Genomic DNA, 14802 nt, shown 5'->3' with positions numbered 1-14802 from the left:
TAAATAGACAAGACATGCTGGACATCCTCGCCATCACCGGCCCGATCTACCTTGTTGTGCTGGCGGGCTACCTGGCCACGCGCTTCGGGCTGTTCGCCCGCACCGACATGCAGGTGTTCGGCAAATTCGTGCTCAACCTGGCGCTGCCGGCGCTGATCTTCAACGCGCTGGCGCAGCGCCGCATCGGCGACATCCTGCATCCGGCCTATCTGCTGTCCTATCTGGCCGGCTCGCTGCTGATGCTGACGCTGGCCTACGTGGCGGGCCGCCGCCTCGGCGGCTTGAGCCGCACCCGCAGCACCTTCCTGGCGATGGGCGTGTCCTGCTCCAACAGCAGCTTCATCGGCTTCCCGATCCTGCTGCTGATGGTGGCGCCGGTGGCCGGCGTGGCGCTGGGCCTGAACGTCATCGTGGAAAACCTGGTGATGCTGCCGCTGCTGCTGGCGATGGCGGAAAACGCCCGCGACGGCGGCGGCGGCCGCTCCTGGTTGCAGGCGGTGCGCCAGTCGCTGAAACGCCTGGCGCGCAACCCGCTGGTGCTGGCGGTGACGGCGGGCCTGGTCATCAGCCTGGCGGAAATCAAGCTGCCGCCGCCGGTGGTGCGCAGCGTGAACCTGTTCGCTCAGGCCAGCGGCAGCGTCTCGCTGTTCGCCATCGGCGGCACCTTGTTCGGGCTGTCCCTGACGAGCGGCTGGCAGCGCGTGATACCGCTGGTGGCGGCCAAGCTGGTCGGCCACCCGCTGGCGGTGCTGCTGGTGGCGTCGTTGCTGCCGCTGGCGGGCATCGCACCGATGGAACCTGAGTTGCGCGCGGCGGCGCTGCTGATGGCGGCCATGCCCATGCTCAGCATCTATCCCATCCTGGCGCAAGCCTACGGCGAGGGTGACCGCAGCGCCGCTGCGCTGCTGATTTGCATGGTCGCTTCCTTCTTCACGCTCAGCGCGTGGATGTGGGTGGTGCATCCGGGCTGACGACTAGCCGCCGGCGGCGTGCGGAACACGCTCACCACCTGGCTCAGCGCCGCCGCCTGTTCGCTCAGCGCCGCCGCCGCTGCCGCCGCTTCCTCCACCAGCGCGGCGTTTTGCTGGGTCACCGTATCCATCTGCATGATGGCGTGGTTGACCTGCTCGATGCCGATGCTCTGCTCGCGGCTGGCCAGGCTGATCTCGCCGATGATGCCGCCGACCTGCTGCACGCTGCGTACCACGTCGTCCATGGTGCTGCCGGCCTGCGCCACCAGCCGGCTGCCGGCATCGACCTTGTCCACCGAATCCTCGATCAGCAGCTTGATCTCGCGCGCCGCTTCGGCCGAGCGCTGGGCCAGCGTGCGCACCTCCTGCGCCACCACCGCGAAGCCGCGTCCCTGTTCCCCGGCCCGCGCCGCTTCCACCGCCGCGTTCAAGGCCAGGATATTGGTCTGGAACGCGATGCCGTCGATCACCGCCGTGATCTCCGAAATGCGGCGCGAGGCCTGGTTGATGCTGTCCATCGTGTGCACCACCTCGGCCACCACCTTGCCGCCGCGCGTGGCCACCTCGGAAGCCGAACCGGCCAGCTCGGTGGCATGCTGCGCGTGGCTGGCGTTCTGCTTGACGGTGGCGGTCAGCTGCTCCATCGACGACGCCGTCTCTTCCAGGGAACTGGCCTGCTGCTCGGTGCGCGCCGACAGGTCCATATTGCCGCCGGCGATCTGGCTCGATGCGGTGGCGATGGTGTCGGTGCCGCCGCGCACCTGGCCGACGATCTGGCGCAGGCTCAGGTTCATCTCCCTGAGCGCCAACAGCAACCGGCCCATTTCATTGCGCGAGTCGATGCGGATCTCGCGCGTCAGGTCGCCGCCGGCCACCGCTTGGGCGATGTCGATGGCGTAGTCGAGCGGCGCCGTGATGCTGCGGATCAGCCACACGCCGACCGCCGCGCCGGCCGCCAGTCCGGCCGCCAGCAGCGCCAGCGCCAGGATGCGGAAGCGCTGGAACGCCTGCTGCGATTGCTGGTATTCGTCCGCCGCCACGTTCTGCTGCAGTTCGATCAGGCGGTTGACGGCGCCGGACACGGCTTCGTAGTCGCGCCGCAGGTTATGAATCTCCGCGCTGTCGCGGCCGTCGAGCAGCGGCAGCACGTGCCGGGTCAGGAACACCTCGCGGGCGGCGACGAAGCGTTGCGCCAGCACGGTTTCCTCGGGCGTCAGGTAGGTGGCCATGTAGTCCTGCCACGAGGCCTCGGCGGCGGCCAGCTGGCGGCGCGCCTCCTGCGGATCGACCGGCTGCAGGCCGCCCTGCAGGTTGAGCTGGACATTGAGCAGGCCGCGCACCACCCGGTCCAGCTGGCCGACCGGGATCAGGCGGTCGTCGTACACGGTCTTGAGCGTGCCGTTGGCGGCGTCCAGCCGCACCAGTCCCGTCGCGCCGATGGCCGTCATCAGCGCCGCGAGCAGGCCGATCACGAAGACCAGCCTGGATTTGATGGAGATATTGTTCAGCATGCGTATTCCTGGGTGGGTTGAGCCGGCAGGAATTCTACGTTCGCTGGTCGAATTAAAGACCCCACTTAAGTATGGCGCGGCCTGGCTAGTCGTTGTTGCGCTCCGGTTTGGGCAGGCTGCCGTTGAGCATTTGCGACAGGTATTGCGGCGTGATCTCGAGGAACGAGGCGATCACCTTTTGCGAGATGCGTTCCTCCAGGCCGGGAAAATCGGCGCGGAAGCTGGCCAGGCGGTCGGTGGCGCAGGCGGCGATGTGGGTGTAGCTGCGGCGCGCTTCCTGCTGCAGCAGATACTCCAGTACCTTGGTGTGGTAGATGCGCAGCGACTTTTCCGTCTCCAGCAGCATCTGCAGCCGTTCCCATTCCAGGCGAAAGCCCTCCATGGCGGTTTCGGCCATCACGAAATACCGCGCCGGGCTGCCCTGGCTGGCGGCCAGCAGGTCGTGGTAGGGCGGGGCCGAGTAGCTTTCGGTGGAAAACGAGATGGTGATTTCGGTGCCGGTGCTGGTGGTGTAGCCGCTGCGCGCGACGCCATCGGTGACCCAGTACAGGTAGCGCGAGATTTCGCCGGCGTGCTGCAGGTATTCGCCCTTGCGGCGGGCTACCGGCAGGGCAATCGGCGCCAGCAGTTCGGTGACGGCGGCGTAGGTGGCGGCGTCCACGCCGTAGCGGGCGCACACCAGCGCTTCATATCGGTTGCGCTGGGCGATGAATGCGTTGTGATGAATAAGCATGATGTCAAGGGTTCAAAAGGCCGCGTTCGCGCGCACGCGGTTGCGGCCGGCGCGTTTGGCTTCGTACAGGGCGCTGTCGGCGGCCAGCACCAGTTGCGCATGGCCGAGCTGGGCGCGTGGGCCGTAGTTGGCGACGCCGACGCTGACGCTGACCATGTCGCCGTCGGCCGAGCGCACCTGCGGCAGGCGCAGCGCCAGCACGCTGGCGCGCACGCTCTCGGCCACTTCGATGGCGTCGGCCGGGCGGGTGCCCGGCAGCAGCGCGCAGAACTCTTCGCCGCCGTAGCGGAACAGCATGTCTTCCGGCCGCCGCAGCGCCTTGCGCATGGCGGCCGCCACCAGCTGCAGGCACAGGTCGCCCTGCTGGTGGCCGTAGTGGTCGTTATAGGGCTTGAAGAAATCGACGTCGATCATCAGCAGCGACAGCGGCTTGCCGTTGCGCTTGGCCGCGCGCCATTCCTTGTCGAGGCAGAGGTCGAAGTGGCGGCGGTTGCCGACGCCGGTCAGGCCGTCGGACAGCGACTGCGACAGCAACACGTGGGCCTGCTCGCGCAGCAGCGCCTCGCGCCGCACGGCGGTGCTGACGTCGTTGATCTGGATCATGCAGTGGCGTTCGTCGCCGCCGAGCGGCGTGATGGTGATGGCCTGGCTGATGCGCTGGCCCGGTTCGGCCGGGTCGGCAAACAGCGGGAACGGCGAGCGGTGCAGCGATTGCGACAGCAGCGACGGCAGGTTGTGGCAAATCGCCTGGTGGATGGCGACGCCCACCCGGTGGTGTTGCAGGTCGGGGAAGACTTCAAAGAAATCCTGGCCCAGCGCCTCGGCGGCGCTGCGGCCGGTGTGCGCGGCCAGCCAGACGTTCCACAACGTGATGCGGTAGCGGGCGTCCACCACCAGCACGCCCAGGTTCAGGGAGCCGAATGCATCGTGCAACAGGTTGTCTTTCATGGCGAATGGTATCCATCGATGGCGTTTCCGGAGAAGCGCTGCAGGTAAAGGTTGATTTGTTCACGCAGGTCGGACAGGGCGGACATGTCCAGGATGAAGGCCAGGTAGCCTTCGATTTGCTGGCGTTCCAGCGAAAAATCGATGCGCAGCATGAGCACCACCGGGTCGCTGCTGTCGTGCGTGGGGTTGAGGATCTGCTCGCTGCTGCCGACGCGGTACACCGGCAGCGAGCCGTGCAGCTCCTTCTGGAACAGGTTGGCCAGGGTGCCGACGCAGGCGTTGAGCACGATATTGCCGATCTCGCTCATGGCTTCGCGCTCCATCTCGCCCAGCTCGTCGATGGGGACCAGGTCGCCGACCATCATGCGCACGATCTCGAAGCTGGCCGCCTCCGGAAACATCAGGATGGCCTCGGTGGCGTAGGCGCCCTGGAACTGCTGGCTGATGCCGCACAGCGAGACGCCGACGCCCAGCTCGCCGGCCGCCTGGGAGCGGCTGGTGAATTGCAGGGCCGGCACCGACATGCGCACTTCCTCGTGGACGATGGAGCTCATCGCCGCCGCCGCGTGGCCGACGCCGATGTTGAAGATCTCGACCAGGCTGTCGACTTCCAATTCGCTCAGGTTGCGCAGTTCGATCATGGCCGCGGCTCCAGGCTGGTGAGCATGGCGTGGATCTGCGGCTCGAGGATGGGCTTGCCCAGGAAGCCCAGGCCGAGCCGCTCGGCCGCCGCGCGCACGGCGTCCTGGACGTTGGCGGTCAGCAGCACGATGTGCATGTCGGGGTAGGCCCGCCGCAGTTCGACGGCGGCGGCCAGGCCGCCCATGCCGGGCATGTTGACGTCCAGCAGGATCAGCCAGGGCGCGCGCAGCGCCGCCTTCTCGATGGCTTGCTCGCCGGTGGCGGCTTCCTCGATCTGCCAGTCCGGATGCAGGCTGAGCACGTACTGCTTTGAAATCATGCGCGACAGACGGCTGTCATCGACGATGAGTATATTTTTAGACATGTTTGTTTCCGCTTTGTGATGTGGGCAGTCGGCGGGGATAGGGCCAAGCTGGTGGGAGGTGTACGGATATTTCTGGATGGAATCTTATGTTTTCCGATGGAAGTAATCGCCCTACTAAAGTATGGAAAAGGGCGTTACGTGGGGTGGTGATGCCGAAAAGTATTATTAATTAATAAATTGAAACGGATGCAATAATTTTAAGAGTGCGCCCACATCGGCACATTCAACTGCCTGAAGAATCGGGGAGAAAGCGCTTATTGCTTGGGGAGGAAGCCGGCCAGCCGCGCGTTGAACACGGCCTGGCTGCGGTTGCCGGCGTCGAGCTTGCGGAAGATCTGGGCCATGTGCCATTTCACGGTATTTACCGACAGAAACAGCGCGTCGCCGATTTCCTTGTTGGTCTTGCCGTGCGCCACCATGGTCAGCAGCGCGCATTCGGTCTGGGTCAGTTCCTCCAGCGGCGCGCGGGCGGCGGCCGGCGCCTCCTGCAGGCCGAGCAGATGGTCGAGATGGGTCAGCGCCGCCGCGCTCAGCACGTGGCGGGCCTTGGCCTGCATGGCCTGCATCAGTGCCAGCGCCGCCGGCCCTTCGTCCAGGAAGCAGCGCACCAGGCCCGATTGCGCGGCCTGTTCGAGCGCCGGCGCCAGCGCCTGTTCGGCCTGTGGTTTGTGGCCCGCGCGTTCCAGCGCGATCGCCAGAAGCAGCCCCAGCTTGGCGGCGCGCCAGCGGCGCCGGCCGGCCTGCGCATGGGCCAGCAGCTGCCGCAGGCGCGTCACTGCGTCGGCCACGCGGCCGGTGTAGATCATCAGCCGCGCCTGGGCGATGCCGCCGCCGTCGATTTCATTGCAGGGCAGCAGATGCTGCTCGGCGCCCGCGCCGTCGCCGAGCAGCTGCGCGTAGCCGGCCATGACGGCGGGCAAGTCGAGCTGGGTGCTCAGGCGCGACAGCTCGGTTTCCAGCACCTTGCGCACCGGCGCATGCAGGGAACCGGTGACGCCCATGACTTGCTCCTGCAGCCACTGGCGCGCGGCCGGCGCGCCGTGTTCGGCGCCGATGACGCGCGACTGCACCAGCAGGATGCCGCTGTGCGCCTCCCACGGCAGGCCGATCATGATCAGGCCGTTGGCCATCTGCAACGGGCCGGCGATGGTGTCGAGCTGGTTGCGCTCGTACTTGATCAGCATCGCCAGCCCGGCGCTGAACAGGTGCAGCAGCACCGGCGGAATTTCCTGGCTGTACTGGCTGCCGATCTTGTCGAGCGCCGCCAGCTGCCGCTCGGCGTCGTCGAGGTCGCCCTTGATGGCGACCAGCAGGGCGTGCATGAAGCAGCCGATGGCCATGCCCATCACCGCGTTGGCCTGGCCGCAGGCGCGCTGGGCCACGATCAGCAGCCGCTCGGCCTCGTCCAGGTCGCCGCGCCACAGGCAGCTGTAGATGATGCTGTAGGACAAGGACAGGCGGTCGAATACGTTGGACTCCTGCTGCAGCGGCCAGTAGGCGTGGGCCAGGCGGTGGCAGGCGTCGAGGTCGCCCTCGAGGAAGGCCAGGGTCGGTTCGAGCCCGCGCAGCGCCTCGCCGTACAGGCGGTCGGCGTAGGGCAGGGCCTGCTGCTGGCGGCAGTACTGCAGCCAGTCGGCCAGCTCCTGGCGGCGGCTGGTGTAGACCAGGCCGGCGATGATGGTGGCCGCCAGCAGCGGCCGCGCCTCCAGCACCGCGCGCGGCAGGCGGTCGCAGATCTGCACCACGGTCGAGATCTGGCCGCGCGAGCGCAGCGCCCGCGCCATCGATTCGAGCAGGTCGGCGGCGCGCTCGGCGCGGCCGCCCTTGATCAGGTAGTCGATCGATTCCAGCGCATGGTCGTGCTCGGCCAGCCACTCGGCGGCGCGCAGGTACAGCGCCGGCGCCGGCGGGTGCTGCTGCGCGACATGCTCGGCAAACAGCGGGTGATAGCGGAACCAGCGGCCCTCGAGCGGCTGGATCGGCAGCCCGGCGGCGCGGATGGCGGCGATCAGCGCGGCGCTGTCGCGCGCCCCGCGGGCGGCGTCGGCCAGCTCGGCATTGAAGGAGTGCAGCGGCGCCGTGGCGACCAGGAAGGCCTGGATGGTGGCCGGCTGCGCCTCGAACACTTCATCGGCCAGGTAGTCGCCCAGGTCCTTCAGGCTGTGCAGGCTGGGCAGGGTGATGCCGCTGCGGCCCTGCAGGCGTTTCCAGGCCAGGGCGATCAGTTCGATGGCGGCCGGCCAGCCTTCGGCGGCGCGCTGCAGCAGGTCGAGGTTGTTGCTCGGCAGCTCGAGCCGGGCGTTGCGCAGGTAGGCCACGGTTTCGTCGGCGCTGAACTGCAGGTCCTGCATGTCGAGTTCGCGCAGCGCGCCCTTGGCCTTGAGGCTGGCGATGCTGAAGTCGTGCAGGTTGCGGGCGCCGAGGTAGACGCACAGGCGGCGCGGGAAGACCTCGGTAATCAGCGAGAACAGCAGCTCGATGGCGGCGGCGTCGAGGCGCTCGACGTCGTCGAGGAACAGATGGGTGACGCTGGACTCGGACAATTCATCGTAGTTGTCGCTGGCCGGCGCGCCGGCGTCGAGCAGGGCGGCGCGCAGGCCGAGCATCAGGCGGGCCGGATCGTTGTCCGCGCTGTCCAGCGTCAGCCAGGCCGGGCGGTGCGGCGCGTGGCTGGCGTTGGCGTGGATCATGCGCAGCAAGGAGGTTTTGCCGTAACCGGCCGGCGCGCGCAGCAGTATGATCTTGAACTCGCCGTCGCTGGTCAGCTTGCCGAGCAGCCGCTCCCGCGCCATCAGGGGCAGGGCGGTCGACGGCGGCGTCAATTTCAGCGCGGTGAGGCTCACAGGGTCTCCTGGCCGGGGTGGCGAAGTAGGACCGATTCTGACACGGATGCCCTGCTCAAGCAACTCAGGCAACTCGGGCATCCGTTACGCGCAGCGGCGCCGTCAGAACAGTGAACGCACCCCCAGCGTGAAGTAGCGCCCGCGCGGATCGTCGGCCTGGGCGAAGCCGTCGCGCAGGCCGGCGCGGGTGCCGTTGCCGGAGAAGGCGCCCACCGGCGGTTCGGCGTCGAACAGGTTCTCGACGTTGAAGTAGAGCTGGACGTCGCCCGATCCCGCCGCCAGTTTGTACGACAGGTTGATGCCGGTGCTGGCGAACGAGCGCATATGGTTGTTGTACCAGACTTCGGCCGGGTCTTTGCTCAGCTTCATGGCGCTGCGCCAGCGCTGCGACAGGTCCAGCGTCACGTCGTCGGCGGGACGGAAGCGGAAGTAGCCCGACACCCGCACCGCCGGCGTCGACGCCATGCCGCCGGCGCCGAAGGCCGCGCCGCCCTGGTCCACCACCGCCAGGCCGGGCTGGCGGTAGTAGACGTGCGGCTGCCATGCGGTCAGCACGCGCAGCGAGGCCGGACGTTCGAACAACCGCGTCGCATAGTTGGCCTCCAGGTCCAGGCCGAAGGTTTCGACTTCGGCGATGTTGACGCTGCGGTTGACCCACGACGTGACGGCATTCGCGGCCGACTTGTCGCTATAGCCGTTGGGCCGCTTTTGCAGCGCGCAGTATGGAGAGCTGCCGCCGCTCTGGTAGCAGGCCGTCTGGAACGCGGCGGTGGAGCCGGAGACGGTGGTGATGGCGTCCGAGATCTTGATGCGGTAGGCGTCCGCCGCGAAGCTCAATTTGGGCAGCGGTTTCCAGATCAGGCCCAGCGTCATGGTGTTGCCGATTTCCGCCGTCAGGTTGGGATTCGATTCGTCGATCTGCGGCACGGTGGGGCTGGCGCCGGTCAGCAGGTCGGTGGGGCGCACCTGCACCTGCGAGACCGGCGCGAACAGGTCGTACAGCGTCGGTGCGCGAATGTCGCGCGAGCGGGTGGCGCGCAGGCGCAGCGTATCGAGCACGCTCCAGTCCATGCCCACTTTCCAGGTCACGTAATTGCCGCTGGTGTTGTACGAGGTGTAGCGCGCCGCGCCGTTGGCGCTCAGGCGCTTCGACAGCGGCACATCGAGTTCGCCCGCCACTTCCCACACGCGCTGGCTGACGCCTTGCGGGCTTTCACCGAACACGTATTCGGTGCGGGTGGCGCCGGTGGCGCAGTTGAGCGTCAAGCCGGTGCAGTTCACCAGGTCCGACGGACGCGAGCTGCTGTGCGAGGAGAATGCCATGTCGCGCCATTCGCCCGAGACGGCGGCGTTGACCGGGCCGGCCCAGGTGGCGAACGGGCTGCCGGCGATCTGGCCGGAGACGTCGTGCATCACGGTGGTGGAGTCGAAGCGCACGGTGTCGGTCACGTAGTCGATGGCTTGCGCCGAGGCGGCGTTGGGGCCGAACACATTGAGCGGCACGCAGTCGTCCGCCGCGCCGGGATTGGTGACGGTGATGTTGCACACCGTGCCGCCGCCGCTGCTGACCGCGTCCAGCGCGGCCGACAGCTTCTGGCGGTTGAGCACATTGGACATGGCGGTATTCAGCTTGGCGCGGCCGTAGGTGTAGTCCAGGTCCCATTTCATGCCGGCGGATTTTCCTTCCACGCCGGTGTTGAATACCCATTGCTTCGAATCCGAGTCGGCCGTCAGGCGCGGAATGTCGGCCATGAATTTGCTGAAGCCGAAGGTGGCTTGCGTGGCCGGTATCAGCGCCTGGTACTGCGACGGCAGGAAGGCGTTGGTGCGGCGCAGGGTGACGCCGTTCAGCTGATTGGTTTCGGCGTAGTTGGTGTTGGTCTTCAGGTTGCCGGCCAGTTGCGCGTAGACGCGGGTGTCGTTCGACAGTTCGTAGTCGAGACGGCCGAACAACTGCTTGGCTTCCAGCTGCGACAGCAGGCCGGAGTCCCAGTAGCCGCCGTCGCCGCCGACTTCGATGGCGGCGGTGCCGGTCGGCGTGCCGGCCACGAAGGGACTCAGTACGCCGTTCTGCTTGAAGGTTTGCCCGGCCAGCGCGCCGCTGGTCACCAGGCCGCCGAAGGGGAAGCTTTTCTGGCGCAGGTTCGATTGCAGCACGTAGGGATTGGCGGCCGTGCCGGTGCCGGTGACGCCGACCTGATTGAGCCAGTCGCGGTCGGAGCGGCGGTTGATGCCGTCTTCCTTGCGGTATTCGATGCCGGCTTCGGCGTGCAGGCCGCGTCCCAGCGTGGCGCCCCAGGCCAGGCCGGCGTTGGATTTCTTGGCGTCGCCCTGTTCGGAAACGCCGTAGCTGGCATCGGCCTTGATGCCGTTGAATTTGCGGTCGATGATGTAGTTCACCACGCCGGTCATGGCATCCGAGCCATAGACGGCGGAGACGCCGCCGGTGACCACGTCCACGCGTTCGACGAACAGCTGCGGGATCAGGTCGACGTCGACGGCGCCGTTGTACAGCGTGGGTGGAATGCGTTTGCCGTCCATCAGCACCAGGGTGCGGGTGGCGCCGATGTTGCGCAGATTGAGCTGGTTGGCCGAGCCGCTGCCGCCGGCGGCGCTGCCGGCGGTGGTGGGATTGCTGGCCGAGCCGCGCGAACCCGAGAACACGGGCAGGGAGTTGAGGGCGTCGGCCAGTGTGGCGCCGGGTTTGGCGGTGAGCAGGTCGTCGGTGCTCATGACGGTGGTGGGCGAAGGATTGCTGTTGCCGTTGCGGATCACGCGCGAGCCGGTGACGGTGACCGAGGTCAGCGCCGCCTCGGGCGCCGCAGCTGCTGCTTCATCGGTCTCGGTCTGCGCAGAAGCCTGCGCGCAAAGCGTAAGCATGCCTACGCCGCACATCAGGATGTGCTGTGTTGTTTTCATCGTGTCTCCTACGTGGTGATTATTCACTCTCATGCTGCGACGGATGCCGCATGAATAGGAGACTATCGAAATATCCACCGCCTGGCTTTGGACGAAACCGCGAATCACTTGCACGTTTCGACGCGAAGCCTATAATCGAGCCATGGCTACCCCATCTAAAACTCGCAAGTTTCAAATGCCTCGTGACGCGGACGCAGCAGGCCCGCAGAACGAGGAGGAAAAGCGCGTCTACAACCTGGTGATGGAGGGCATCAACAGCGGCCCGTCGAAGAAGACCACTGCGGCTGAGTTAGGCGCAGCATTGAAAGCGCGCATACGCACCAAGCGTGGATGACGTGGACTTCAAACTTTCTCCAGCTGCCGAGTTGGATGTGGAAGAAATCACCGACTACTACGCCAGCGTGCGCGCAGACCTGGCTGATAGCTTTGTGAGTGAGCTGGAGTCAGCATTGCAAGATCTTTGCGACGAGCCAAATATCGGCTCGCGCCAGTATGCACACTTCTTGCCTGATCGCTCCTTGCGGAGCTGGCATTTGGACCGCTTCCCATTCATCCTGTTCTATCGTATCGATGCCAGCGAACTTGATCTACTACGTGTTTTGCACGAACGCAGGGATTTGTCGCCTGCGTTGATCGCCGTGTGATCGAACGATGTTTGGTGCGCAGCTGGCCAAGTTTTGTCAAAAGCAGATGACGAATAGTCCTCCCGATCCCGGTGCGTCGGCCAGTTGCTGGTGGCTTAGACGCATGCGCGATGTGCTGACCCATAGGCGGCCGCTGTCGTCCATGCAGGCGCTGCTCACGTGTGGAGCGGGGAGCTTCACCGTTTGCAGCAGCGCGCCGTCGGGCGCGATTTGCACCACGCAGCCGCCGCCCCACATCGCCACCCAGAAGCTGCCGTCTGGTGCGCGGGCCATGCCATCCGGCTTGCCGGGGATGCCCATGAAGTCGGTGACGATGGTGGGTTCGCCCAGCGTGCCGTTCCTGATGTCGGCCGGGTAGGCGATCAGGTTGCGCGGCAGGGTGTCCAGCACGAACAGGCGTTCGCCGCTGGCGTCGAAGGCCATGCCGTTGGGGATGCCCAGACCTGTCGCCACTTCCACCGGCGTGGCGTCGACCGTCGGCGCGTAGTACAGCGATCCGCGTGTGGCCAGCAGGCCTTTGTGCATCACGCCGGCCCACACGCCGCCGGCTGGATCGATGCTCATGTCGTTGAAGCGGCAGCCTGGCGCCAGTTGTACGGTGGAGCGGCGTTGCACGTTGCCGGTGCCGGCATCCACCACGCAGAAGCCATCTTCCAGCACGCCGGCCAGCCGGCCATCGGGCAGGGCGCCGATGGCGCTGACGCTGGCGTCCATCGGCAGCGAGGTGTGGGCGTTGTTGCCGCCATCGCTGTCGCCGTAGCTGAGCAGCTTGCGCTGCACCGGATCGACCCAGATAACGCGGTCGCCATCGGCCTGCCAGCGCGGCGATTCGCCGATGCTGGCCAGCGGATTGCAGGCCAGCGTGAACTGCGGACGACGCGCAGCCTTGGTGCAGGCGGCGATCCACGCTTCGGCGCGCTGGCGCACCGATTCGGGCGTGGCGCCGGGCCGATACACATCGCCGCCAACGCCGAACGATTGCGCGCCCGACTCCAGCCACTCCGGTACGTCCTGCGGCGTGACGCCGCCGACCGCTGTCACCTGTGCGTAGCGCGGCAGCACGGCCATCAAGGCTTTCAGCTCGCCGCTGCGGCCGGCGGCGGGGAAGAACTTCAGATGGCGTGCGCCTGCCGCCAGCGCGGCGAAGGCTTCGGTAGGTGTCTCAAAGCCCGGCGCCGGCGCCATGCCGCGCCGGCGTGCTTCGGCAATGATGGCGGCATTGGTGTTGGGCGAGACGCATAGCTGCGCGCCGCACTCCGCCAACTGCTCCACCTGCGCAAGTTCGGTGACGGTGCCGCCGCCGATCACCATCTGTTCGCCGAAGTGCCTGACGAGCAGCGCGATGGTGGCGAACGGCGACGGCGAATTGAGCGGCACCTCGGCGACCCGCACGCCGGCGTTGTACAGCGCCTGAACCACCGCCAGCGCTTCCTCGGTGCGCAGTCCTCGCAGGATGGCGATCACCGGCGCCTGCGCCAGCGCCGCCGTCAGCCGCAACTCGGCCGGCGTGGCGGCCGACATCGCAGCCGGCACCGCTGCGGCTAGGTCTGTATGGCTCATGCCGGCCTCCCGGTGGCGATGCGTGCGCGATGCAGCGCATGAAAACCGGCGATGCAAGCCGTGCGCGAATCGACGAAATACGAACCGGCGCCAATGGCTACCAGCGCCGCCGCATACAGCTTGCACACCGGCCCGCTGCCGATCAACGGCACCGGCACGCGGCCCAGGTCCGGCAGCATGGCGCGCGCGTCGGCGATCTCGGAACCGATCAGCAGTCCGCGCAAATACGATGCGGCGTCCGGCTTGCTCAACATGCCATGCATCACGCGGGCGCGGGCGCCGAACAGCAGCGTCGCCATGCCCAGCTGGCGCGCAAGGCCGGTCTGCACGCCTTCCTGGAACACCGGGCCGTCGCTGGCCTCACCTTCCACGATGGAGGCCAGCAGGCCGGCGGCCGTCAGCCGGTCGTAGATCTCGCCGGACATGCTGGTGAAAAAGCCCGTGATGCGGCCCTCTTCAAAGCGTGCCCATTTGGTGTGGGTGCCGGGCAGGGCGAGCAGGCCGTTCCACGCCGGCTCCAACGCGGCAAAGCCGAACAACTCGATCTCCTCGCCGCGCATGATGTCAGGGCCGCCGTCGTAGCCACGGCGGCAGCTGACGCCCGGCACGATGTGCACTGGCGCGCGGCCGATGCTGGTGGCATGGCCGTGCAGCGCTATGGCGGCGATATCGGCCGGCGCGGCGGCATACGGCACCTCCGCCCAGCCGATGTTGGAGCCGATCATGCCGGAAGCGTAGACCATGGTGGTATCGGGCCAGCGTTCCATCAACTCGTTCATGATGGCTTCCATCTCCGGCCGTTTCAGGCCCGCCACGCCGGCCGGGCGGGAAAACTCGTCCAGCAGTTCGCCGCTGCCGGCGATGCGGTAGGCGCGGAAGTTGGTGCTGCCCCAGTTGACGCCTACAAAGCTACCGCCATTATCGTCGCGTGACACTGGCGCCTCCATCGATATGGTGGATGGCGCCCGTGATCCACGCCGCGCGGTCCGACACCAGGAACAGCGCCAGCTCCGCAACTTCCTGCGCAGTGCCGAAACGGGACAGCGGGTGGCGCAGTTTGTTGGCGGCAATGGCCTGTTCCGGATTGGCCTGCGCCGCAAAGCCGGCCTGCAGCAGCGGCGTGTCGATCGAGGCGGGTGCGATGGCGTTCACGCGCACGCCGTCCGGCGCCAGTTCCAGCGCGGCCGTCTTCACTAGATTGTTCAACGCCGCCTTGGTCGCCGCGTAAGCCGCCAGCGACGGCGTGGCGAAGTCCGCGTTAATCGACGACAGCATCACGATGGCGCCCTTGCCCTTGGCCTGCATGGCCGGCGCCAGGTGCTGCATCAGCCGCACCGCGCCGACCACGTTGACCGCATACAGATCCATATACGTATCCGGATCGGTATCGAGTACGCTGCCGCGCGCACCGATGGCGGCGGCGTGCACCAGGATATCGGGCTGGCCGAGGCGCTGGCGCAGCTGCTGCATGGCCGCATCCAGGCTGGCGGCCGAACGCAGGTCGCCGGTCAGGTTGCAGTCGGAGTCCATCGCCGGGTTGATATCGAAGCCCGCGACCAGTGCGCCTTCGGCCCTGAGCGCGGCCACCACCGCCGCGCCGATGCCGCTGGCGGCGCCGGTCACCAGCGCCACCCGGCCTTTCAATTCCTGTTGTTTCATGCTTCCCT

The 14802-nt window shown here is 67.0% G+C and carries 13 protein-coding genes; 3 read left to right on the top strand and 10 right to left on the bottom strand.

Features of this window, described 5'->3' with window-relative positions; translation table 11 throughout:
• Positions 1-14: 14 nt before the first annotated feature.
• A complete protein-coding gene (locus ACXZ1M_RS02635; protein ID WP_459051685.1) occupies positions 15-971 on the top strand; it encodes an AEC family transporter in 957 nt (318 codons plus the stop codon).
• Here ACXZ1M_RS02635 and ACXZ1M_RS02630 read toward each other — a convergent pair.
• The 7 genes from ACXZ1M_RS02630 to ACXZ1M_RS02600 all read right to left on the bottom strand — a co-directional run bounded on the left by ACXZ1M_RS02630 (position 872) and on the right by ACXZ1M_RS02600 (position 10931).
• On the bottom strand, positions 872-2482 hold the full coding sequence (locus ACXZ1M_RS02630) for a methyl-accepting chemotaxis protein (protein WP_459051684.1): 1611 nt from the start codon (positions 2480-2482) through the stop codon (positions 872-874). The genes ACXZ1M_RS02635 and ACXZ1M_RS02630 overlap by 100 nt on opposite strands.
• Before the next feature lie 85 nt (positions 2483-2567).
• Entirely contained in the window at positions 2568-3215 is a 648-nt protein-coding gene (locus ACXZ1M_RS02625) for a Crp/Fnr family transcriptional regulator (protein ID WP_459051683.1), read from the bottom strand.
• A 12-nt stretch (positions 3216-3227) separates the two neighbouring features.
• Positions 3228-4163: a GGDEF domain-containing protein gene (locus ACXZ1M_RS02620; protein WP_459051682.1), complete on the bottom strand. Its 936-nt coding sequence runs from the start codon at positions 4161-4163 to the stop codon at positions 3228-3230.
• Positions 4160-4804 carry a chemotaxis protein CheC gene (locus ACXZ1M_RS02615; protein ID WP_459051681.1) on the bottom strand — a complete coding sequence of 215 codons (645 nt, stop codon included), beginning with the start codon at positions 4802-4804 and terminating at the stop codon, positions 4160-4162. The genes ACXZ1M_RS02620 and ACXZ1M_RS02615 overlap by 4 nt, the downstream gene beginning before the upstream one ends.
• On the bottom strand, positions 4801-5169 hold the full coding sequence (locus tag ACXZ1M_RS02610; protein WP_459051680.1) for a response regulator: 369 nt from the start codon (positions 5167-5169) through the stop codon (positions 4801-4803). Before ACXZ1M_RS02610 ends, ACXZ1M_RS02615 begins: the two co-directional genes overlap by 4 nt.
• Positions 5170-5423: 254 nt before the next feature.
• Positions 5424-8012 (bottom strand): LuxR C-terminal-related transcriptional regulator, encoded by a 2589-nt coding sequence (locus ACXZ1M_RS02605; protein WP_459051679.1) that lies wholly within the window; start codon positions 8010-8012, stop codon positions 5424-5426.
• A 102-nt stretch (positions 8013-8114) separates the two neighbouring features.
• Positions 8115-10931, bottom strand: a complete 2817-nt coding sequence (locus ACXZ1M_RS02600; RefSeq protein WP_459051678.1) for a TonB-dependent receptor domain-containing protein — start codon at positions 10929-10931, stop codon at positions 8115-8117.
• A 175-nt stretch (positions 10932-11106) separates the two neighbouring features.
• Between ACXZ1M_RS02600 and ACXZ1M_RS02595 the strand changes: the two genes are divergently transcribed.
• Together ACXZ1M_RS02595 and ACXZ1M_RS02590 are read left to right on the top strand one after the other, a co-directional pair.
• On the top strand, positions 11107-11265 hold the full coding sequence (locus tag ACXZ1M_RS02595; protein WP_459051677.1) for a hypothetical protein: 159 nt from the start codon (positions 11107-11109) through the stop codon (positions 11263-11265).
• 1 nt (position 11266) lies between these two features.
• Positions 11267-11575 carry a type II toxin-antitoxin system RelE/ParE family toxin gene (locus ACXZ1M_RS02590; protein ID WP_459051676.1) on the top strand — a complete coding sequence of 103 codons (309 nt, stop codon included), beginning with the start codon at positions 11267-11269 and terminating at the stop codon, positions 11573-11575.
• A gap of 36 nt (positions 11576-11611) precedes the next feature.
• Here the strand turns inward: ACXZ1M_RS02590 and ACXZ1M_RS02585 are convergent, their stop codons facing one another.
• Genes ACXZ1M_RS02585 through ACXZ1M_RS02575 form a run of 3 tightly spaced genes read right to left on the bottom strand, consistent with a single transcriptional unit; the run spans position 11612 to position 14794 of the window.
• Entirely contained in the window at positions 11612-13135 is a 1524-nt protein-coding gene (locus ACXZ1M_RS02585) for a 2-dehydro-3-deoxy-6-phosphogalactonate aldolase (RefSeq protein WP_459051675.1), read from the bottom strand.
• Positions 13132-14070 carry a 2-dehydro-3-deoxygalactonokinase gene (locus ACXZ1M_RS02580; RefSeq protein ID WP_459051674.1) on the bottom strand — a complete coding sequence of 313 codons (939 nt, stop codon included), beginning with the start codon at positions 14068-14070 and terminating at the stop codon, positions 13132-13134. Before ACXZ1M_RS02580 ends, ACXZ1M_RS02585 begins: the two co-directional genes overlap by 4 nt.
• Complete coding sequence (locus ACXZ1M_RS02575; protein WP_459051673.1) at positions 14054-14794, bottom strand: SDR family NAD(P)-dependent oxidoreductase; 741 nt, start codon at positions 14792-14794, stop codon at positions 14054-14056. Before ACXZ1M_RS02575 ends, ACXZ1M_RS02580 begins: the two co-directional genes overlap by 17 nt.
• Positions 14795-14802 lie beyond the last annotated feature (8 nt).

Source organism: Duganella paludis, assembly GCF_054461335.1.
The sequence above is the reverse complement of the archived record's forward strand: the minus strand, read 5'-3'. Positions and strand labels throughout refer to the sequence as shown.